A 19,323-nucleotide genomic window follows, 5' to 3' on the forward strand; every position below is an offset into this window, starting at 1 on the left:
ATGAACTTTGTTCGCAAAATATTAAAATCCCGATCTGAAAAAGATGGGGCTTTTTTTGCTGAACTTGAAGATATTCTCGGATTCAAAACCAAAAGAAAGAAAATCTATAAGAAAGCCTTTACGCATCGTTCTATGAACAAGAAAGATGCGAAGGGAAATTCAGTCAACTACGAGCGACTAGAGTTTTTGGGTGATGCAATGTTAAGTAGCGTTATATCTGCCTATCTTTTTACGGAAGTACCTTCGGGAAATGAAGGATATTTGACCAAAATGCGTTCTAAAATTGTGAGTCGCGAGCATTTAAATGAACTTGGACGCGATTTAAAACTGATCGATTTAGTACAATCACGCATTCCAAAAGATAACTTTGGTGAAAATATACATGGAAACTTATTTGAAGCATTAATTGGCGCAATTTTTTTAGACAAAGGCTATAAATATTGTGAACGCTTTATTCACTACCGTGTAATTTCTCCATATGTAGATATTGAACGATTAGAAGGCAAAGTAATCAGTTACAAAAGCTTGTTGATAGAATGGTGTCAAAAAGAAAAGAAAAACTTCAAATACGATGTATATGAAGATACAGGAAATGATGAATTAAAACACTTTGCCGTAAAACTTTTTATTGACAATCGTGTAGTTGGAAAAGCACGTGCCACTTCCAAAAAGAAAGCCGAAGAAAAAGCTTCAAAACGCGCTTATTTTGCTTTTCAAAAACAAATTTCTACCTAAAAATTACTTGTACATCACTTGATTTTGCTTCAATTTTCGCAATAATCTTCTCTTATTTTACGATTTCTAAAAAAGATTGCATCAGCTATAACGTTTTCGTTGCGAAATCTTTAGAAACATTACCAAAAATTAACCTTTATGTATGCATTAAATCATATATTTACATTTGTTAAAAATAAGATTTATGGCAGTTCATAAACTCTTTGAGGATGATTTTGAAGAAGATAACTATACGCTCATAGCAATTCATTGCTCCACAGAAGATTATCGATTGGCGTATCTGTTAAATACCAATCTCAACCTAAAATTAGCAAGAAAACGGGAAGATTTAGACTATAATTATATGGAAGCTTCTTTCTCAATATACGAATGGAATGATGAAGAAAACTGTGTAACTTGGAATTTGGTTGCCAATACCAGTAAAATGGAAGTAGAACAAACGGCAAGTGCTGGTTCATTATTTTCAGATCAACAAGGAAAACGAACGGTTTCAAAATACTTGATTCCTGAACGAAAAAGAGTTGATTATTTCATTAAAATATCTAGCGAAAGCTATATAAAATCTTCCAAAATTATCGTGTCTAAAATAAATGCCATTGCAGAAGTAATTACTGCATATTCATTGAACCCAAATCAACTAAAATCTAAGAACAATTTAATTTTTGAGTAATGCCAAAAAGAAAAAAGACGAAAATAGTAGCTACGCTTGGACCTGCATCAGGATCAAGAGAAACCATTAAAGAAATGATAGCGCAAGGAGTAGATGTATTTCGCATCAACTTTTCGCACGCCAACTATGAAGATGTAAAAGAACGTATTGCTATCATTAGAGATTTAAGTGAAAAGCATGGTTATAATACTTCAATATTAGCCGATTTACAAGGTCCGAAATTAAGAGTCGGAATCATGTCTGAAGATGTAATTGTAGAACCAGGCGATCAAATAAAATTCTGTACAGGGAAAGAATTTAAAGGGACATCAAAAAAGGTGTACATGAATTATGAAAACTTCCCAAGAGATGTAAAAGCAGGAGAACGTATCCTTTTAGATGATGGAAAATTAATTTTTGAAGTTGTTGAAAGTGATGGAAAACAAGAAGTTACCGCCAAAGTAATTCAAGGTGGACCATTAAAATCTAAAAAAGGAGTCAATCTTCCAAACACAGATATTTCGTTGCCTGCATTAACGGAAAAAGATGTAAACGATGCTATTTTTGCTATAGGACAAGAAGTAGATTGGATAGCACTTTCATTCGTACGTCACAGTCAGGATTTAATGGATTTACAAGCCATTATCAATGAACACTCAGAACATAAAATTCCAATTATTGCCAAAATTGAAAAGCCAGAAGCAGTCGCAAATATTGATAAAATTGTAGCTTATTGTGATGGTTTAATGGTAGCACGAGGTGATCTTGGAGTAGAAGTTCCTGCCCAAGAAGTTCCGTTAATTCAAAAACAATTGGTATTGCGCGCCAAAAAAGCTCGAATTCCTGTAATTATTGCTACACAAATGATGGAAACAATGATTACAAGCTTAACGCCAACAAGAGCTGAGGTAAATGACGTAGCAAACTCTGTAATGGATGGCGCTGATGCCGTAATGTTATCGGGAGAAACATCTGTAGGGAAATATCCTGTACAAGTGATTCAGCAAATGACAAAAATCATTAAAAGCGTAGAAGATTCTCCGTTAATTAATGTACCAGAAGAACCACCACACATTCGTACAAAACGCTATATTACAAAATCAGTATGCTATCACGCATCGCACATGGCTAACGAAATTGAAGCCAAAGCAATTTGTACCTTAACCAATAGTGGATATACAGCATTTCAAATTTCTGCGTGGCGACCAGCTTCACACATCTTAGTATTTACATCCAACAAAAGAATTTTGACACAATTAAACTTACTTTGGGGCGTAAAAGCATTCTTTTATGACAAATTTGTAAGTACAGATGATACTGTTGAAGATGTAAATCAAATAGCAAAAGACAAAAAATTTGTCAAAAAAGGTGACATGCTTATCAACCTAGCAGCAATGCCAATTACCGACAAAGGAATGGTAAATACCTTGCGTGTTTCTTTGATCGAATAAAAAAATGACAAAAAATTTATAGATTGCAACAATATGCTTTAGTACGTTAAGTATTGAAGCATATTTTTTTAATAAAAAATAAATAGTACATGGCTGAAGACTTTTTAATTGGTGTCGGAAAAGACAATCGAGAACACCATAATAATCGATCAGATCAATCGCAACCACCACCAAAACCACCGAGAAACAACAATGGTGATGATATTAAATCAAAAGGCAAAAAACAAGCTTTAAAAGGTTGTGGCATTGGTTGTTTGGCGCTGATTGTCATTTTTGTTGGACTTTCCTTTTGGTTAGGTTCAAGTTTGGAAGATGAAGAATCTAAAGATTTGCGAATCAGTTATTTAAAACAGGATATGAAACGATTAACGGCAAATTTAACCGAAAAAGACTCGTTGTCACAATTCGTAAAACTATGTTTGGACATTGGCGTTTCTGAAGAAAACGAATTAAATAAAGACGCTTTCAAATATTTTACACGTCGTAACGGAAACAAACTCCTTATCATTGTTGAAATTAGAGACATGCAAGACATAGAAGCTTCTACCCGAAAAGGTATTGTTGAAATTATTGAAGAATGTTTTTCATACTCGGGAGAAGACGAAAATCCTATTGACGAATATTATATTTGTATTGAAGGAAAATGGAATACTTTGTTGGTAAAAACACCGTATAAATCTGACCTTGGCGGAAGATTTGCTGATGAAAAACTACTATTGCCATTTTATGACGAATACGTAAAAGACAGTTTACCTAGTTTAGAATAAAATAACATCATGATTTTTCAAACATTACAACACAACATTGCAGCACTCGCACAGAAATTTGACACAATTTCTTCCGATAGAAAAGCACAACTAGAAACACTATCTGCGTACATTGAAAAAAATACAGCGCTCAAAAAACTCCAAAATTGATCGTAATTTGTACGCACAACTCCAGAAGAAGTCACTTGGGACAATTATGGTTAGCCTTGGCGGCAGATTATTACAAATTGCCAACAATTGAAACGTTTTCCGGAGGAACAGAAGCAACACTATTTCACCCGAACGCAATTGCGGCGGTAAAACGAGTAGGTTTTGAAGTGAGCATTGAAGCACAAGCCAAAAATCCAATCTACAACATTCAGTGGAAAGCAAATCAAGAACCATATCAGGCATTTTCAAAACGTTTTGAAGAAGCACCAAATCCTACACAAGAATTTGCGGCAATTATGGTATGTACTGAAGCCGACGAAGGTTGTCCTTTTGTGTCAGGAACAGATTTTAGAATTGCATTACCATTTGAAGACCCGAAAGCATTTGACGGAACACCACAAGAAGAAGAAAAATATGATGAACGTTGCCGACAAATAGGAACGGAAATGTTATATGTAATGTCGAAAGTTTCGAAGTAAACTAAAAGATTAAAAACTCAAGCAAGAAAAGCATTGACACAATAAAAAAACGTCACTTCGAGTATTTTTCTGAAAGAAAAATGTATCGAGAAGTACTATGAAACGGATCAATTCAAATCATTTCTCGATACATTTTATCTTCATTCTATTGCGATAAAACACTCGAAATGACGCTATTTTCCAAAAGTCAATACTGCGCGAAGCAAGTCTAAAATTCCAAAAGGCAAAGCCGTGTCTAAAAGCGAAGCGATCTAAGAGATTCCTGCCTTCGCAGGAACAAGTCTAACAGCCACGGCGGTCCAAAAGCGAAGCGTGTCTAAAAAATTCAGCGTTAGCGTGACCAAGTCAAAACTCAAACTTCAACTGTACTGAAATGCTCTTTTTATCTTCCGTTTTTGAAGGTTTCTTATCTTTCTTATCCGTATTTAAATTGCTCAAAGAAATGCCAAGCAAACGCACAGAATCTTTCAATTTCTCTTGATACAATAATTCTTTTGCAGTTTCTAGAATCAAACTCTTATCAGCAATAAAATAGGCAATCGTTTTGCTACGCGTTTGTGTGGTAAAATCACTGTATTTAATCTTTAGTGTAACGGTTTTTCCAGAAATTGCATACTTTTTCAAACGTTTTTCCAGTTCGTTGGCAATATTTTCAAGCTTTTCCAACATAAAAATTTCGCTGGTCAAATTATCAGAAAACGTACGTTCGGCACCAACCGATTTGGCAATTCTATTCGGTTTTACTTCACTTAGATGAATTCCTCTCACAACATTAAAATAGAACTTTCCTGATTTGCCAAAATGCTCCGTGAGAAAATCAACATCTTTTGTTTTCAAATCTTTTCCAGTAAAAATTCCTAGTTGATACATGCGTTCGGCAGTTACTTTTCCAACGCCGTAAAACTTTCTAATATCCAACGCTTCCAAAAAATCCAACACTTCTTCTGGTGGCACGGTTTTCTGTCCGTTAGGTTTGTTGTAATCGCTCGCAACTTTGGCAATGAATTTATTAATGGAAATTCCTGCGGAAGCAGTCAAACCAACATCTTTTAAAATCTTTGCACGAATTTCTTCAGCAATCAAAGACGCGCTCGGATTTCCTTTCTTATTCTTTGTGACGTCCAAATACGCTTCATCCAAAGACAACGGTTCTACCAAATCGGTATACTCATAAAAAATTTTCCGAATTTGGGTAGAAATTTCTTTATACCGATCAAATCGTGGACGCACAAAAATCAACTCAGGACAACGTTTCTTGGCTAAAAATCCGCTCATCGCACTGCGCACACCAAACTTTCTAGCTTCATAACTAGCAGCACTCACCACACCACGTTTTGCGCCACCACCAACTGCCAACGGTTTTCCTTTCAACTCAGGATTATCTAGCTGTTCTACAGAAGCATAAAACGCATCCATATCTACATGAATAATTTTTCGTAAAGGGAAATCGAAGTCCATATTCAAAATTATAATATCTTTAGCAGTCTATAACAGTATTTATGCAAGAAATAGAACGAAAATTTCTGGTAAACAACTTAAAATTCAAAGAAGAAGCCGTAAGTTCTTTCGAAATTGCGCAAGGTTTTCTCAATACACATGCCGAACGCACCGTACGAATTCGCATCAAAGGAAACCAAGGATTTCTAACGATCAAAGGAAAATCGAACGAAAGTGGTACAAGTCGTTTTGAATGGGAAACGGAAATTTCAATAGCAGAAGCTAAACAACTATTGAAACTCTGTGAAAAAGGCATCATTGAAAAAAAACGATATAACATTCCATCTGGAAATCATACATTTGAAGTAGACGAATTTTTTGGTGACAACGAAGGACTCATCATCGCGGAAGTAGAATTACAACACGAAAACGAAGCATTCAACAAACCTGATTGGCTCGGAAAAGAAGTCACAGGACAAACACCATATTACAACTCACAACTAAGTAAAAAACCTTATAAAACCTGGAATCATGAATAAATATTTTTATATCCTATTAATGGCGATCTGCTGTTTTTCATGTGGAAATTCAAATGAAACAAACAAGCAAGAAGATCAAACTGTAACGAAGCAAGAAAAACCTAAAAAATCACCGCTCGAAATTAAAAAAGAACTCGTTGCCAAAGGTTACAAAATCATCGATTACGTAGATCAAAACACCAAAGACACGGTGTTGATGCAGGAATACTTCATGGCTTTTCTAAAAAGAGGGAAAAATCGTTCGCATAGCAAAAAAGAAGCAGACAGTTTGCAACGTTTACACTTAGATCATTTGGGTAAAATGTACAAACTTGGCTATGCAGATATTTCTGGACCATTTGGCGATTTGGGTGAAATTCGCGGTGTTACCATTTACAACGTTCCTAATATTGAAATGGCAGACAGTTTGGCAAATGCAGATCCATCGGTAAAAGCGGGACGACTGGAAATTGAAATTCATCCTTGGTGGGCAGCCAAAGGGTTTCCGTTGCGATAACACAATCAAAGATATAAGCATCTTATAAATTACCAAACGAAGAATGCTGAGCGAAGCCGAAGCATACGCAATATGATAAAAAAACTATGTTTCTATCTCAAAAGAAGCTTGCAAATATTTCTTTGCATCGTCATCATTTTGCGCTTTACCATCAAAGATATGTTTCATATATCTTCGGTGATTTTTTATGGAACGCCGCTTCCGCTGATTGTACTCGGATTGTTAATTTTACTACTATTGGTAAAGGCTTCCGCCAGAAAATACTATGCGATATTCACGTTGGTATTGTTTGGGTTATGGTTGAAAAACAGTTACATCAATACAACCATTCAAGATACTTCGGAAGCGCTAGAAGTAGTTGTTTGGAATGCGTACCGAACGGAAAACTTTGAAGACGCATTTGAAGTCAATGGAAACTTGCCAGATGTCATGGTTTTAGTAGAATGTGATGCGCACGACTATCAAAAAATAAAAGAAAAATACAAAAACTACTACTTTGTCCTCAATGACGATTCTATTGGAATATTCTCAAAAACACCACTCAGAATTTACTATGATACCATTGAAAAAATAGGAACTAGAATGGTGCATTTCACAACAAAAAACATACATTTTTATGCGGTAGACATCTCTGCAAACGTTCGTTTTTTTCGAAAACCTGTGCCAAATTACATCGCTTCAAACATAAAAACAGAACAAAAAACAGTCATTTTGGGCGACTTTAACATGCCATATGAGTCTCGATTTTTAAAAAATTTCAAAAAAAAATACCAACATGCATTTACGGAAAAAGGCAACGGATTTCGCGAAACTTGGTTTTGGAACATTCCGCTACTTTCCCTAGATCATATCTGGGTTTCCAAAGATTTAGAAATTCTAAATGTTGAAAAAATTGCCAACTCAAAATCCGATCATTCCATGCTAAAAATGTATCTCAAAAATGACGTGGAGAAAAAATAAATTTGGAAATTTAAAAAATGATCTTCTATATTTGCAACCATCAAAACGTGACAAAACAAAAAACAAATTAGTAACAAAAACAAAAAAGTGCAAAACGTAAAATTTACATATCGAAAAGGTGCCGGAAACATTCCGACATACGACTTTGGTTTTACCAGTTGTATCTTTAAATAATATAGATATCACATCATAAAAACCCGAGTCATAAAAAGCTCGGGTTTTTTTATGCATTATTTTCAAAATATGGTCAAAACAGTATCAAGACATATCGCAACAAACACTGCAAACATGCAGGGAATGTTCATTTTAGAACCAAACTATTCTTTGGAATAAAGAATACATATACAACAGTATCAAAGCTCGGTTCTACGTAAGAATCGGGCTTTTCTGTTTTAGTGAAGCTCAGTTTTGAGAAGTCTGAAAGACGCACACAAAGCTGTAAGTTGAACTAATCCCAATGAAAATTGGGATCTTAAATTATGAATTTGAATTAATTATTTGTCATTTCGAGCGCAGTCGAGAAACCTTTAAAACCTAAATTTTTTTAAGAAATCTTAAAATGCTCAATTTGATACTTTGGTCAAGAAAAAGTAATAAAAATAACACAACAAAAACCTAGAAATCGTGTAGCGACACAAAACGAAAAAAGATGAATTTAATCAAACAAATGGAACGACTGTAAACTCGGGAGTGTGTTTTCAGTACCAACAAAAAAGAATTTTTAACGCATAAAAAAACAAACATGCAACAGCAAACACAAGTATTCAAATTTTTTACTGAAAACAACATTCAAAAGAGACAGTCATGGAAACATCACAAATACATCGAAAGCATAAATCGAAGTCCAGAAGATTAAAAGAAAAACTCGCCGAAAAGGCAAAAGAAGCAGCATTACAAGAAAGCTTACAAAGACATAACAAAGCTAAAAAAGTACTGTTTCCGGCATTAATAGAAAAGATTTTTGAAGGGAAAGAACGCGCAAATTATGAACATGGTTCGTTAGCATATATATTACAAAATCACTTCAATTCGCTCAACAAAAAAAAGCAATCACGCAGACGTGAAGCTTTCCGAGAAATACTATTGCACTTGTACAAAAAACGTTGTACAAAACTATTGCGAAACGAAGAACACTTACGTTCCATTTACGAAATAGCTTGGTTTGGTGGAAACTATGTAAAAGACGTAACAACTTGGAAGCGAAAAAGTCACAATGCCGAAAAACAGCTCAAAGATTTGGTAAAACACTGCTTTGCAAAATATGAAGTGCCAGCGTTTATGTACGAAGCTTGGTTTGACATCAATCGTAAATACATGTCATGGTTTATTGACTTAGGTAGAGGACAAAGTGTAAAAACACTATCAAAAGTTCCTGTTCGGCTAACCAAAAAAGGAGCACATCAATTCTTGCAAGCACCTGCAAATTATACCATCGAAATGGCATTGCGTAGAGCGCAAGCGTTAGCCTTTGGAAATGATGAATTACTAGCAGAACGCATTGCATGTACAGCATTAAGCCGAAACGGATTTCAACACGAGTCTTTTTGGGAAACAGTCATTCAGTTCTTTATGAAGCAAACCATGTTGGATTTTAACAAAATGACTGAAATCATCGATTATTTAAGTCACTGTATCCGACAAAATGCAGCGTATTCCATCAAAGGAAGAACCATTACATCACTCACAAGACAATCGGACGAATGGCACACTGAACAAGCAATTCACAGGGCAAGTATGGTGGAAGTATTCACATGGAAACCAACACTAAACAGTTCGTACGTAATCGTAAATCGAAGTGAAAAAGATGTAAAAAAATATCGATTATTCGAGTTGTGTTCCTCCAAAGAACTCATTGCTGAAGGACGAAAAATGAATCACTGTGTAGCTTCATACGCACGTTCATGTTGTGTAAAAGTCACCAGCATTTATTCATTGCGATGCACAAGTTTTTCAAAAGGACACGAAACATTAGCTACGATCGAAATGGACATTCGATCACAAACAATAGTGCAAGCAAAAGCACGATTTAACAAGCCAATTTCAGCAGTTGCCAAAAAAATTATGAAAGATTGGGCAGCACATCACGATCTCAAAATCGGGAAATGGCTTTAAAATTTAGGTTATGGCAAAATTAAAATTACGAGGTAAAGACCTCATAGAAATAGGATATCCACAAACAGGAAAAGTCATCAGTATTGCTATGGAAGTAATGCTGCGAAACTTTAAGCGTGAACGGAAAGACAAAGTTATACAACGCTTAAAAACCATCCTTAAAGATCCTGAAAAATATTTGGGAGATGGAGTTGTTGGCAGAATCGCCGAAGAACTCACAACTCCCGTACAAGTGGAAGGAAAACAATTAGAAACAAAACGTGCGCCGTTTACCATATTTGGCGAAAACGGAATTGCCGAAGAAGCAAAACATCAACTGTACACGGCGTTAAAATTACCAATTGCAAAAGCAGGTGCATTAATGCCTGACGGACATGCAGGTTACGGTTTGCCAATTGGTGGCGTATTAGCCGCAAAAAACGCCGTAATTCCGTATGGAGTTGGTGTAGACATTGGTTGCAGAATGTGTTTATCCATCTATGACATTCCAATTTCATACTTGGAAGGTCACAAAGACAAATATGTAAACATGTTGCAAGAACATACCAAATTTGGAGGTTTTGAAACACACAAACGTATCAACGATCATGAAATCTTTGAGCGTTCAGAATTCAAAGAAATTCCAACGGTAAAAAAACTGTTCAAAAAAGCATATACGCAACTTGGTTCTTCAGGAGGTGGAAATCACTTTGTAGAATTTGGAATCGTAGATGTTTCTGATGAACACAACGAATTCAACGTTCCTGTCGGGAAATATTTGGGAATTCTGTCACATAGTGGATCGCGTGGTTTGGGCGCAAACATTGCAAAACATTACACAAAATTAGCAATCAAGCAAACGCCGTTACCTGGAGAAGCGAAAAACCTAGCGTGGCTCGATCTCAATACGCACGACGGACAAGAATATTGGCTAGCAATGAATCTTGCAGGAGATTACGCTTCGGCGTGTCATCACGACATTCACAAGCGTTTAGGAAAGGCGTTAGGTGCAAGACCGTTAGCAATGGTTGAAAATCATCACAATTTTGCTTGGAAAGAAATCGTCAATGGAGAAGAACTCATTATACACCGAAAAGGAGCAACACCAGCGCAAAAAGGTGTCTTAGGAATCATTCCAGGATCCATGACAGCACCAGGATTCATCGTTCGTGGAACGGGAAACAAACATTCGTTGCAATCGGCTTCTCACGGAGCAGGACGACAATTATCAAGGCGAAAAGCCAAGCAAACCATCACGCAAAGTGACATCAAAAAACAATTAAAAGACCATGGAGTTACTTTAATTGGTGGCGGAATTGACGAAGCGCCAATGGCATACAAAAATATTCATCATGTCATGGGCAATCAAACCGAATTGGTAGAAGTTGTAGGAAGTTTTACACCAAAAATTGTTCGTATGGATCGCTAAATACTTTTTGTCATTCCTGCGTAGGCAGGAATCCAAAAGAAACTGAAATACAAATTGCATCAGGGCATTTCCTCCAAGAAAATTGGAGGTCAGGCTGTCGCTACTCGCTCTCCCAAATTTATTGGGAGGAGCTCAGACATGCCGCTCCATCCTTAATGCAATATCAAAGATCACTTTAGTTTTATTCAGTAACATTATGCTGAGCAAAGCCGAAGCAGAGTTGCGTCTTCACAAAAATATCAGGGAAATCAAGGTTCTCTTGGTTTCTTTGGTATTCTAAAAAGAAGGTGTAAAAGAAATGAAACTAAATAAAATATAAACGTCACTTCGAGTGATTTTTCGAAATATAATGAAGAAAAATTGTATCGAGAAGTACTTAGAAATTCAAAATGTAAAATATGATACTTCAAAGTAGTTCTCGATACACCAAATCACAGATTTGCCACTCGAACTGACGTAAAGAAATCTAAAAATCGTCATAGCGAATGAAATGAAGCTATCTGCTACTATATAAACAGATTACTTCGTCGTTTTCTCCTCGTAATGACAAAAAAACAACAAAAATGGCAACATATACAAACGACATATTATTCATTCAAGCATTAGACAGCTATTCGTATGACTTAGAACAATGTATCGAAAAACTACAATATGTTTTAGGAGGAAACGATCATGCAGGAGCGAGTAACTTAATGGGAAGAATTTATCATGAACAATTACACGATTACAAAAATGCATGCGAATACTATCACCGAGCATTGTGTATAGATCACGAATATGTAGAAACCTATTACTACTATCCGTTCTTACTAATTGACGTTTGCGACTATGCAGAAGCAGAACACGTATTGGAAGTTGGATTCTCATTAGTACAAACTGACAAAGCACGTTTGCACTACATAAAGGCAATTCTTTTAGAGAAAAAAGAACAGTTTAAAGAAGCAAAGAAGTGCTTGAAAAAGTCAAAACACGTATCATTAAACAACGATCACAGATACTTTATTGACAATCAATTAAAACGTGTAAATGAAAAATTGAAGGTAATAAAGAAGTTAAAAAAGAAAGAAGAATTAAAAAAAATTAGAGCTAACACGAAATTCAATTCAATGTTAGACTGATATGATTTATGGTTAGGATTCCAAACTCTTGATTCGTTAATCAAACTCATATCAAAATAAAAATATAGAAATTATGGACAATCAATTTTGGGTACAAATTTCCTCAGGTTCAGGACCTGAAGAATGCTGTCTCGCCGTAAAATACTTAACAGAAAAGCTATCACGATTACCAAATTATACATTCAATGTCATCGAATTGGTTGCTACAAAATACCAAAACTACAAATCAGTTTGGTTGCGTGCCACAGGCGATTCGGCAGAGTTTAAAAATCATTGGCAAGGAAGTATTCAATTTATTTTCAGAAGTCCGTATCGCGCACATCATCAGCGTAAAAACTGGTTTGTTGATGTAAAAGTATACGTGATGCCAACACAAATTTCATGGTCTCCAAAAGAGATTCAAGTGAAAACGGCACGAAGTTCTGGAGCTGGCGGACAACATGTAAATAAAGTAGAAACTGCTGTAAGTATGATACACATTCCAACAGGAATCACTGTGCAAGCAAGCGAAGAACGCTCGCAATTTTTAAACAAAAAACTAGCATTTGCACGATTAGATATTGCAATAAAAGCACAAAATCAAAAGCAACAAAACGCGATCGAAAAGCAAAAGTGGATGCAACACAAACAGTTGCAATTAGGAAATCCGGTGCAAGTTTTTAAAAAATAATACCATTATGGGAGCACCACATAATAAAAAAAGATATGGTGAAGTATGGTTGCAAGACCGTATTTCACTTTCCTTACTAGAATTACAATTTCTGCGAGAATTTGTAATTCTATCTGGAGGTTGGGCTTGGCATTTTTTATCGCCAGAAGGACATACAGAATACAAACACGCGCACGATCATAAAGATATTGATGTTTTTATAAATCCGAAAAATGTTGCCGAAGTGATGTGTATTTTACAACAACGAAATTTTAAAAAAGTATGGACACGATATGATCATTTACAAAGCGATGAAAACTTTAGACGCTATGAAAAAACGGTTGAAACCAAAACGGGAAAATCAATCCGAATTACGATAGATTTCTTTGTAAAACAAGATGTTCCATCGCGAATAGTGAAAGATTGGACTATTGTTGATCCTACATTTTTATTGAGTTTATATAGTAATATTCATTCAAGTGACAAATGTTGGGCAGTGCAATCATCCATCAAATTATTAGCAAAAAATATAGATCCGTTAGATCGTGAAGAATTGGTAACGATTCCAAAAGAGTAAAATTGTTTGGAAAGTGACTTTTTGGGAAACGTCATAGCGAATGAAATGAAGTAATCTGTTAATTGATTACTTCGTCGTTTCTCCTCTTAAAGATGTTTCAAATAAAGTAAAAGTCGCTTTCCAAATAAAATTTAGTTACTAACGTTGATTAGAAACGCAATTGTCTTCACCATTATAAAAAAATCTATTTCCCATTTTCAGAACTCTCAAAACCAAGTAGAGTTATTAGTGCATTAGTAATGGTGGAAGGAATTTCTAAGAAAAAGAAATAACTATTCCTGAATTTCAATAGTGCGTTTGGCTTCATTGCCCAATTCATCAACTACCGTAATTTTATGAATTCCTGTTGTAGGCGTGACTTCCATTTCGTGGATGGTTTCGGTTGTTCCTAAAAAAGTTTCATTTAAATACCAAAAAACTTTGGTTTCTGGAATAGAATGTGCCAAGCGCAATACCAAACCATTGGTATTTCCGTCAAAATCTTTCGGCAAAAAAACTTTCACAGCTTCTTCAGGATAAATAAAATCCATGCTTTTTTGTCTTTCTGCAATACAATCTTTTCGATAAGGTGGCAATGTTTTGTACAACGGATTTTTACTTTGATAATAATATTCCATCAATGGCGGCAATACAAACCAACTTTTATGTGTCATTTCGCTTAATGGCTGACAGGAAGAATTCACCTGATAACGCTCATTTTTGTCCAAATGAACCCAAATATGATACGGACACGGCTTTGTTTTTAATCCGCTACGTGGAATGAATTGCAATTGTGATTCCTCACACAATTCCGAAGCGCGATATCCACTTTTTGAGCAAATATTCACTTCTTCTAGTTCGTCATACGGAATATCAAACCATTCACTTTTTGGGAGCACATCAAAAATATCGAACAGAATTGGCGCAGCAGCTGTGGTTCCTATTAATCCTGGGCGACCTTCACCATCGGCATTTCCAACCCAAACGCCAACTACATAATCTTTCGTTGTTCCGATTGCCCAAGCGTCACGAAAACCAAAACTGGTTCCTGTTTTCCAAGCAATCTCTTTGCTAGAGTCGAAAAACTCCCAATTTTCTTCGCCTTCTGGACGATTTACTTCTTTTAGAGATTCATACGTTAAATACATTGAACCTGCATCAAAGATGGTTTTTTCCGCAGTAAGCGTTCCAAAATTGACAGTTTCATCAAACAAAAAAGAAGGTTCGCAAAATTCATTGGTGTAATATTGACTTGAGTTTTCTCCAAAATGTATCAGGGTTGATGAAAAAGCAGCATAGGTTTTACATAAATCCCATAAGTTACTTTCTGCGCCACCTAATATCAATGAAAGTCCATAATGATCGGCACTTTGCGATATGTCTTTCAATTGCATTTTTTGAAGGTAATAATGAAATCTGTCCAAGCCATATTGTCGCAACATGCGCACCGCAGGAACATTTAACGAACGCGCCAACGCACGTTTTGCAGTCACAGCGCCATCATAACTTTCGGTAAAATTCTTCGGAGTGTAATTGCCAATTTTCGTAGGAACATCAACAACCAAAGTGTTTGGAAGTAAATCGCCAGCATCTAAAATCGCCGTATATAAAAATGGCTTCATAATACTTCCTGTACTTCTGGGTTTGTGAATGATATTTACGTCTTTTTGATGCGCTCTGTCGGTTGGTGTATTTCCAACATATGCCAATACTTTTCTTGTTTTTACGTCTAAAATTAACACTGCAGCATTGTACACTTGATTTTGCTTCAATTCACGGTAATGCTTCGCTACAATAGTATTTGCTTCTTGTTGTAAATATGCTTCTACGGAAGTTTGCACGCGTTTTCCTTTGTGAGTTTTGGCGACTTTATTGAGCAAATGTTTGGCAGTTTGTGGCAACGCATACGGTTTTTGAGGCAAAGGTTCTTCAATCGCCAATTCGTAGGTGAGCTTGTCAATTATTTTTTGATCGAATAGCTTTTTGAGTAAGCGATTTCGTTTGGCTTTTAATCGTGATTGATTTTTCCCAGGATATATTAAACTCGGTGCGTTTGGCAATACGGCAAGTGTAGCATTTTCTGCCCAAGAAAGCTCTTGCGGGCGTCTTCCAAAATAACGCCAAGCGGCAGCATCCAAGCCAACTACATTTCCACCAAATGGTGCATGCGAAGCGTAAAATGCCAGAATTTCTTCTTTGGAATGTCGAAACTCTAAGCGAGTTGCTAAAATGATTTCTTTGGCTTTTTCAAAATAGGTGCGTTTTTGTCCTTTTCGGGAAAGTCGAATGACTTGTTGTGTCAACGTACTTCCGCCGCGTTTTACTTCGCCAGATTCAATATTTTGCCATAATGCTTTTGCGATAGAAATTGGGTTGAATCCTGGGTGATTGTAAAAGTATTCGTCTTCAAATTGAACGATACAAACTTTGAATTTTTCTGGAACCGAATCTAGTTTTGGAAATCGCCATTGTCCATCATCCGCAATTTTTGCTCCTAGTAAAATACCTTCACGGCTTTCAATTACGGTAGAAGTTGGCGTGTTGAAAAGTGTTTTTGGTAAGCAGAAATAATAGGCTATTAACATAATAACCAGCACGATACTTTTGATTTTATTATTTTTAATCTTTCGTGTGATGCTGGTTATCATGTAGTATTATAAGTTTTTAGTTTCCGTTGTTGTGAGGAGAAGAAATAACTGTTCCAGCGCCATTATAAGTGTTAGTATATGGTGTAGAAATCCACGTTCCATTATCAGCGTTCCACACATAGATCATATTATCATCTCGTGCATCAAATATAAAGTTACCATTAGAAGTGATAATTGTACCTGCTCCATTATAAGTGTTCGTATATGTAACCGAAGACCACGTACCATCAGCTGCGTTCCACGCAAAAATTTTGTTATCATCTCTAGAGTTAAAAGCAAAGTTTCCTTCCGAAGAAATGATTGTTCCAGCTCCATTGTAAGTGTTCGTATATGTAACCGAAGACCAAGAACCATTAATGGCACTCCATGCAAAAATTTTGTTATCATCTCTAGAGTCAAAAGCAAAATTTCCATTCGAAGAGATGATTGTTCCAGCGCCATTATATGTGTTTGTATAACTTACATCTGTCCATTCATAGTTTATATAACTCCAAGCATGAATTTTATTATCGTCTCTAGAATTAAAAGCAAAATTTCCATTTGAAGAAATAATTTCCCCAGCTCCGTTATATGTATTAGTATATGTTACTGATGACCAACTATTACCATTACTCCATGCGTTTATAGTATTATCATCTCGTGAATCAAATGCAAAACTGGTATTTGTATTATTGTTTAGCGGGTTTTGAGTGTTTGATTGACTTCCGTTACCAGAACTTCCGCCACCTTGCACACTTCCTGCAGTTTTTGCATATAATGCATACGGAACACTTAACAGTTGACTTGTTCCAACAATGGTATAATTTGTTCCACCAGCAATGTCTGTTTCTGTTTTGATAAAATATGGTCCAGCACTCCAATCAATTGTTGAAAAATCATCAGAAGAAGTTCCGCCGCCAATCATAATGGTAACAAGTCCGTTGGTATTGGTGGAAGCTACATGTGTCTCTGTATACACAGCAGTTCCTGTAGCATTTGTTTGTAAAATACTGATGCGCATTCCAATATTAGCATCTTGCACCAAATTACCATCTGAATTTCTAATGATAGCCTGATAATTAATCAAATCTGGTGCCTGCGCAAATGTCATTAAGGTTATACAAAAGGCAATGAGTGTAATAATTTTTCTATTCATGTTAGGTGTTTGATAAATGTTGTCGTTGTGAGGTTAATTATTATAATATTGATACGTAAAAGAGCAATTAAAATTAATATTTAATCGTATCGCACTTGCTGAGGTAGGTGTTGTAATTGATTCACCATTTAACTCTAATGATAAATCGCCTAAGTTATCTCCATAAGAAAAACCTCCAATGTTAAACTGCCCTGTTTGAGAAGTGCTATTTGGTAAAAATGCGAAAGGGAAAAAATCAACTCCATCTGATCCATATGTTAATGCTGTTCCATTAAACGAAAGGTTTATAGATTCAATAATATAACTAATTATACCGCCGCCAGATGGAAAAACTTGAATTCGGTATAATCCATCACTAGGAATAGTTAACGCATTTCCATTTTCTACAAGTTCTCCATTAGAAAATCCAGTACCTCCATATACAATACTTTCGTTTTGAGCAGCTAGAAATTTAATTTCGGTTCCAGCATCAAAATAGCGCATTCCAATAAAATTACCATATGGATCAACATTGTTTCCAAATTCTAAAGCTGTTGAAGCATCCCAGTTGTTAAAACTTCCATACAAATAAAAATTAGTTGGTGTTGTTGATGAAGTATTTGAGGTTGGCACAGACAATTGTCCATTGTCGTTAATACCCAATTCATATACGGTTCCATCTGGAGAAGTCAATTTAATCGTTGCTCCAGGTTGAGTCAGTGTAATATCGCCACCGTTATATTCTAAACCTTCTGTGGTTTCTGTGAATTTAGTTCCGTTTTTTGCATATAATGCATACGGAACACTTAATAGTTGACTTGTTCCAACAATGGTATAATTTGTTCCACCAGCAATGTCTGTTTCTGTTTTGATAAAATATGGTCCAGCACTCCAATCAATTGTTGAAAAATCATCAGAAGAAGTTCCGCCACCAATCATAATGGTAACAAGTCCGTTGGTATTGGTAGAAGCTACATGTGTTTCTGTATACACAGCAGTTCCTGTAGCATTTGTTTGTAAAATACTGATGCGCATTCCAATATTAGCATCTTGCACCAAGTTTCCTTCAGTGTTTCTTATAATTGCTTGGTAATTAATTAAATCAGGAGCTTGAGCAAGAGTTGAAATGGTTATAAAAAAAGTGAAAATTACAAGTAATTTTTTTTTCATTATGTTATTTTTTGATGATTTTAAATGTTTTAATTTCTTTAGTTGCTTGAAGAACTTTTAACAGATATGTTCCGCTTTTTAGTTTGTTTAAAGCAATTGTTTCGGAAGTGATCTTTTTTTGACTTTTTACTAATTTTCCGTTTAAGTCAAATAGTTGGTAACTCAAATCGTGATGTTTTCCGCTTTTCAATCGGACAATATTTGCCGTTGGATTTGGATATACTTGTAATGTTACATCATTAAAAGCAAGATCGTCGATGCTTAATAGCTGTGTAACTTCTAAAGGAATTTGTATTCCTTGGCTTAAGCTTCCATCGCTACCTTCTATTGTTTTCACAGAAATTAATCCTACAGAATAAGTAATAGTTCCGTTGCTTCCAGTACTTTCATTAGCCGAAGAAACCGTTGTTTCTTGTGCAACCAAAAGAGAAGTAAAAAAAAGAACTCCTAAAAAAATAGTTTTTTGTATCATGTAATACAGTTTTAAAAATTAGACTATAAAATTGGGTATAAAAAACGGCAATTGCAAAGAATTTGTATAAACGTCAAAATAAGCCAACAAGCGTATCATTTCTTTGAAAAATCATATTCTCGTTCCACCTTACAGATTTTTACATTGTAATAGGCGTACCAATTTTTGATTCCTTTTTGTTGTGCAATGAGATGATCGGTATGCTGTTTCCATTGCTGAATAGCTTCTAGGGTTTCCCAATAACTCACTGTAATTCCAATCGTATTTCGTGCACTATCAATACCGAGAAAACCTTTTTGGACTTTAGCCAAATCTTCCATTTGTTGCGACATTTCTGCATAACCTTCTGTTGTTTCTGTCTGAATTGAGGTAAAAATTACGGCGTAATATGGTGTGAATTCTGTGTTCATTTT

The 19,323-nt window shown here is 35.5% G+C and carries 20 protein-coding genes; 14 read left to right on the plus strand and 6 right to left on the minus strand.

Going from position 1 to position 19,323, the window contains the following annotated elements; genetic code table 11:
- The 6 genes from rnc (at position 1) to KAOT1_RS16260 (ending at position 4,231) form a co-directional block, all read left to right on the plus strand.
- Positions 1–735, plus strand: coding sequence for a ribonuclease III (gene rnc / locus KAOT1_RS16240; protein ID WP_007095951.1), 735 nt, complete (start codon positions 1–3; stop codon positions 733–735).
- A 184-nt stretch (positions 736–919) separates the two neighbouring features.
- Entirely contained in the window at positions 920–1,405 is a 486-nt protein-coding gene (locus KAOT1_RS16245; RefSeq protein ID WP_007095952.1) for an IPExxxVDY family protein, read from the plus strand.
- Positions 1,405–2,835 (plus strand): pyruvate kinase, encoded by a 1,431-nt coding sequence (gene pyk / locus KAOT1_RS16250; protein ID WP_007095953.1) that lies wholly within the window; start codon positions 1,405–1,407, stop codon positions 2,833–2,835. The genes KAOT1_RS16245 and pyk overlap by 1 nt, the downstream gene beginning before the upstream one ends.
- 89 nt (positions 2,836–2,924) lie before the next feature.
- A complete protein-coding gene (locus KAOT1_RS16255; RefSeq protein ID WP_007095954.1) occupies positions 2,925–3,602 on the plus strand; it encodes a hypothetical protein in 678 nt (225 codons plus the stop codon).
- Positions 3,603–3,611: 9 nt separating this feature from the next.
- Positions 3,612–3,752, plus strand: coding sequence for a hypothetical protein (locus tag KAOT1_RS23450; RefSeq protein WP_007095955.1), 141 nt, complete (start codon positions 3,612–3,614; stop codon positions 3,750–3,752).
- Positions 3,749–4,231: a low molecular weight phosphatase family protein gene (locus KAOT1_RS16260; protein ID WP_007095956.1), complete on the plus strand. Its 483-nt coding sequence runs from the start codon at positions 3,749–3,751 to the stop codon at positions 4,229–4,231. The genes KAOT1_RS23450 and KAOT1_RS16260 overlap by 4 nt, the downstream gene beginning before the upstream one ends.
- A gap of 345 nt (positions 4,232–4,576) precedes the next feature.
- Here the strand turns inward: KAOT1_RS16260 and dinB are convergent, their stop codons facing one another.
- Positions 4,577–5,689 carry a DNA polymerase IV gene (dinB, locus tag KAOT1_RS16265; RefSeq protein ID WP_007095957.1) on the minus strand — a complete coding sequence of 371 codons (1,113 nt, stop codon included), beginning with the start codon at positions 5,687–5,689 and terminating at the stop codon, positions 4,577–4,579.
- Between the two features lie 41 nt (positions 5,690–5,730).
- Here dinB and KAOT1_RS16270 point away from each other — a divergent pair, with 41 nt between their 5' ends.
- From KAOT1_RS16270 to KAOT1_RS16305, 8 genes are all read left to right on the plus strand, one after another.
- On the plus strand, positions 5,731–6,207 hold the full coding sequence (locus KAOT1_RS16270; RefSeq protein WP_007095958.1) for a CYTH domain-containing protein: 477 nt from the start codon (positions 5,731–5,733) through the stop codon (positions 6,205–6,207).
- Positions 6,200–6,703 (plus strand): YciI family protein, encoded by a 504-nt coding sequence (locus KAOT1_RS16275; RefSeq protein ID WP_007095959.1) that lies wholly within the window; start codon positions 6,200–6,202, stop codon positions 6,701–6,703. Before KAOT1_RS16270 ends, KAOT1_RS16275 begins: the two co-directional genes overlap by 8 nt.
- 72 nt (positions 6,704–6,775) lie before the next feature.
- Positions 6,776–7,663 (plus strand): endonuclease/exonuclease/phosphatase family protein, encoded by an 888-nt coding sequence (locus KAOT1_RS16280; protein ID WP_083777316.1) that lies wholly within the window; start codon positions 6,776–6,778, stop codon positions 7,661–7,663.
- A gap of 804 nt (positions 7,664–8,467) precedes the next feature.
- Positions 8,468–9,775: a PcfJ domain-containing protein gene (locus KAOT1_RS16285; protein WP_007095964.1), complete on the plus strand. Its 1,308-nt coding sequence runs from the start codon at positions 8,468–8,470 to the stop codon at positions 9,773–9,775.
- A 10-nt stretch (positions 9,776–9,785) separates the two neighbouring features.
- Complete coding sequence (locus KAOT1_RS16290; RefSeq protein ID WP_007095965.1) at positions 9,786–11,183, plus strand: RtcB family protein; 1,398 nt, start codon at positions 9,786–9,788, stop codon at positions 11,181–11,183.
- Positions 11,184–11,746: 563 nt separating this feature from the next.
- The gene (locus KAOT1_RS16295; RefSeq protein ID WP_007095966.1) at positions 11,747–12,301 is read left to right on the plus strand and encodes a tetratricopeptide repeat protein; all 555 of its coding nucleotides are present in this window, start codon (positions 11,747–11,749) and stop codon (positions 12,299–12,301) included.
- 73 nt (positions 12,302–12,374) lie between these two features.
- Positions 12,375–12,971 carry a peptide chain release factor H gene (gene prfH, locus KAOT1_RS16300; RefSeq protein WP_007095967.1) on the plus strand — a complete coding sequence of 199 codons (597 nt, stop codon included), beginning with the start codon at positions 12,375–12,377 and terminating at the stop codon, positions 12,969–12,971.
- A 7-nt stretch (positions 12,972–12,978) separates the two neighbouring features.
- Positions 12,979–13,527, plus strand: a complete 549-nt coding sequence (locus tag KAOT1_RS16305; protein ID WP_007095968.1) for a hypothetical protein — start codon at positions 12,979–12,981, stop codon at positions 13,525–13,527.
- Positions 13,528–13,799: 272 nt separating this feature from the next.
- Here KAOT1_RS16305 and pbpC read toward each other — a convergent pair whose 3' ends face one another.
- The 5 genes from pbpC to KAOT1_RS16330 form a co-directional block, all read right to left on the minus strand.
- A complete protein-coding gene (gene pbpC, locus KAOT1_RS16310; RefSeq protein WP_007095969.1) occupies positions 13,800–16,154 on the minus strand; it encodes a penicillin-binding protein 1C in 2,355 nt (784 codons plus the stop codon).
- Positions 16,155–16,170: 16 nt separating this feature from the next.
- The gene (locus tag KAOT1_RS22090; protein ID WP_007095970.1) at positions 16,171–17,289 is read right to left on the minus strand and encodes a WD40 repeat domain-containing protein; all 1,119 of its coding nucleotides are present in this window, start codon (positions 17,287–17,289) and stop codon (positions 16,171–16,173) included.
- Positions 17,290–17,322: 33 nt separating this feature from the next.
- Complete coding sequence (locus KAOT1_RS22095; RefSeq protein ID WP_007095971.1) at positions 17,323–18,438, minus strand: SusF/SusE family outer membrane protein; 1,116 nt, start codon at positions 18,436–18,438, stop codon at positions 17,323–17,325.
- Between the two features lie 4 nt (positions 18,439–18,442).
- A complete protein-coding gene (locus KAOT1_RS16325; protein ID WP_007095972.1) occupies positions 18,443–18,910 on the minus strand; it encodes a T9SS type A sorting domain-containing protein in 468 nt (155 codons plus the stop codon).
- Positions 18,911–19,005: 95 nt separating this feature from the next.
- The gene (locus tag KAOT1_RS16330) at positions 19,006–19,320 is read right to left on the minus strand and encodes an antibiotic biosynthesis monooxygenase family protein (protein WP_007095973.1); all 315 of its coding nucleotides are present in this window, start codon (positions 19,318–19,320) and stop codon (positions 19,006–19,008) included.
- Between the last annotated feature and the right edge of the window lie 3 nt (positions 19,321–19,323).

This window comes from Kordia algicida OT-1 (assembly GCF_000154725.1).
Classification (GTDB): Bacteria; Bacteroidota; Bacteroidia; order Flavobacteriales; family Flavobacteriaceae; genus Kordia; species Kordia algicida.

Coding starts and splice junctions, on each gene's coding strand:
- KAOT1_RS16290 (WP_007095965.1), top strand. CDS start 9,786: ATGGCAAAATTAAAATTACGAGGTAAAGACCTCATAGAAATAGGATAT.
- dinB (WP_007095957.1), bottom strand. CDS start 5,689: ATGGACTTCGATTTCCCTTTACGAAAAATTATTCATGTAGATATGGAT.
- KAOT1_RS16255 (WP_007095954.1), top strand. CDS start 2,925: ATGGCTGAAGACTTTTTAATTGGTGTCGGAAAAGACAATCGAGAACAC.
- KAOT1_RS16285 (WP_007095964.1), top strand. CDS start 8,468: ATGGAAACATCACAAATACATCGAAAGCATAAATCGAAGTCCAGAAGA.
- pbpC (WP_007095969.1), bottom strand. CDS start 16,154: ATGATAACCAGCATCACACGAAAGATTAAAAATAATAAAATCAAAAGT.
- KAOT1_RS16325 (WP_007095972.1), bottom strand. CDS start 18,910: ATGATACAAAAAACTATTTTTTTAGGAGTTCTTTTTTTTACTTCTCTT.
- KAOT1_RS22095 (WP_007095971.1), bottom strand. CDS start 18,438: ATGAAAAAAAAATTACTTGTAATTTTCACTTTTTTTATAACCATTTCA.
- KAOT1_RS16330 (WP_007095973.1), bottom strand. CDS start 19,320: ATGAACACAGAATTCACACCATATTACGCCGTAATTTTTACCTCAATT.
- KAOT1_RS16275 (WP_007095959.1), top strand. CDS start 6,200: ATGAATAAATATTTTTATATCCTATTAATGGCGATCTGCTGTTTTTCA.
- KAOT1_RS23450 (WP_007095955.1), top strand. CDS start 3,612: ATGATTTTTCAAACATTACAACACAACATTGCAGCACTCGCACAGAAA.
- KAOT1_RS16270 (WP_007095958.1), top strand. CDS start 5,731: ATGCAAGAAATAGAACGAAAATTTCTGGTAAACAACTTAAAATTCAAA.
- KAOT1_RS22090 (WP_007095970.1), bottom strand. CDS start 17,289: ATGAATAGAAAAATTATTACACTCATTGCCTTTTGTATAACCTTAATG.
- KAOT1_RS16245 (WP_007095952.1), top strand. CDS start 920: ATGGCAGTTCATAAACTCTTTGAGGATGATTTTGAAGAAGATAACTAT.
- KAOT1_RS16305 (WP_007095968.1), top strand. CDS start 12,979: ATGGGAGCACCACATAATAAAAAAAGATATGGTGAAGTATGGTTGCAA.
- pyk (WP_007095953.1), top strand. CDS start 1,405: ATGCCAAAAAGAAAAAAGACGAAAATAGTAGCTACGCTTGGACCTGCA.
- KAOT1_RS16295 (WP_007095966.1), top strand. CDS start 11,747: ATGGCAACATATACAAACGACATATTATTCATTCAAGCATTAGACAGC.
- KAOT1_RS16280 (WP_083777316.1), top strand. CDS start 6,776: ATGATAAAAAAACTATGTTTCTATCTCAAAAGAAGCTTGCAAATATTT.
- prfH (WP_007095967.1), top strand. CDS start 12,375: ATGGACAATCAATTTTGGGTACAAATTTCCTCAGGTTCAGGACCTGAA.
- rnc (WP_007095951.1), top strand. CDS start 1: ATGAACTTTGTTCGCAAAATATTAAAATCCCGATCTGAAAAAGATGGG.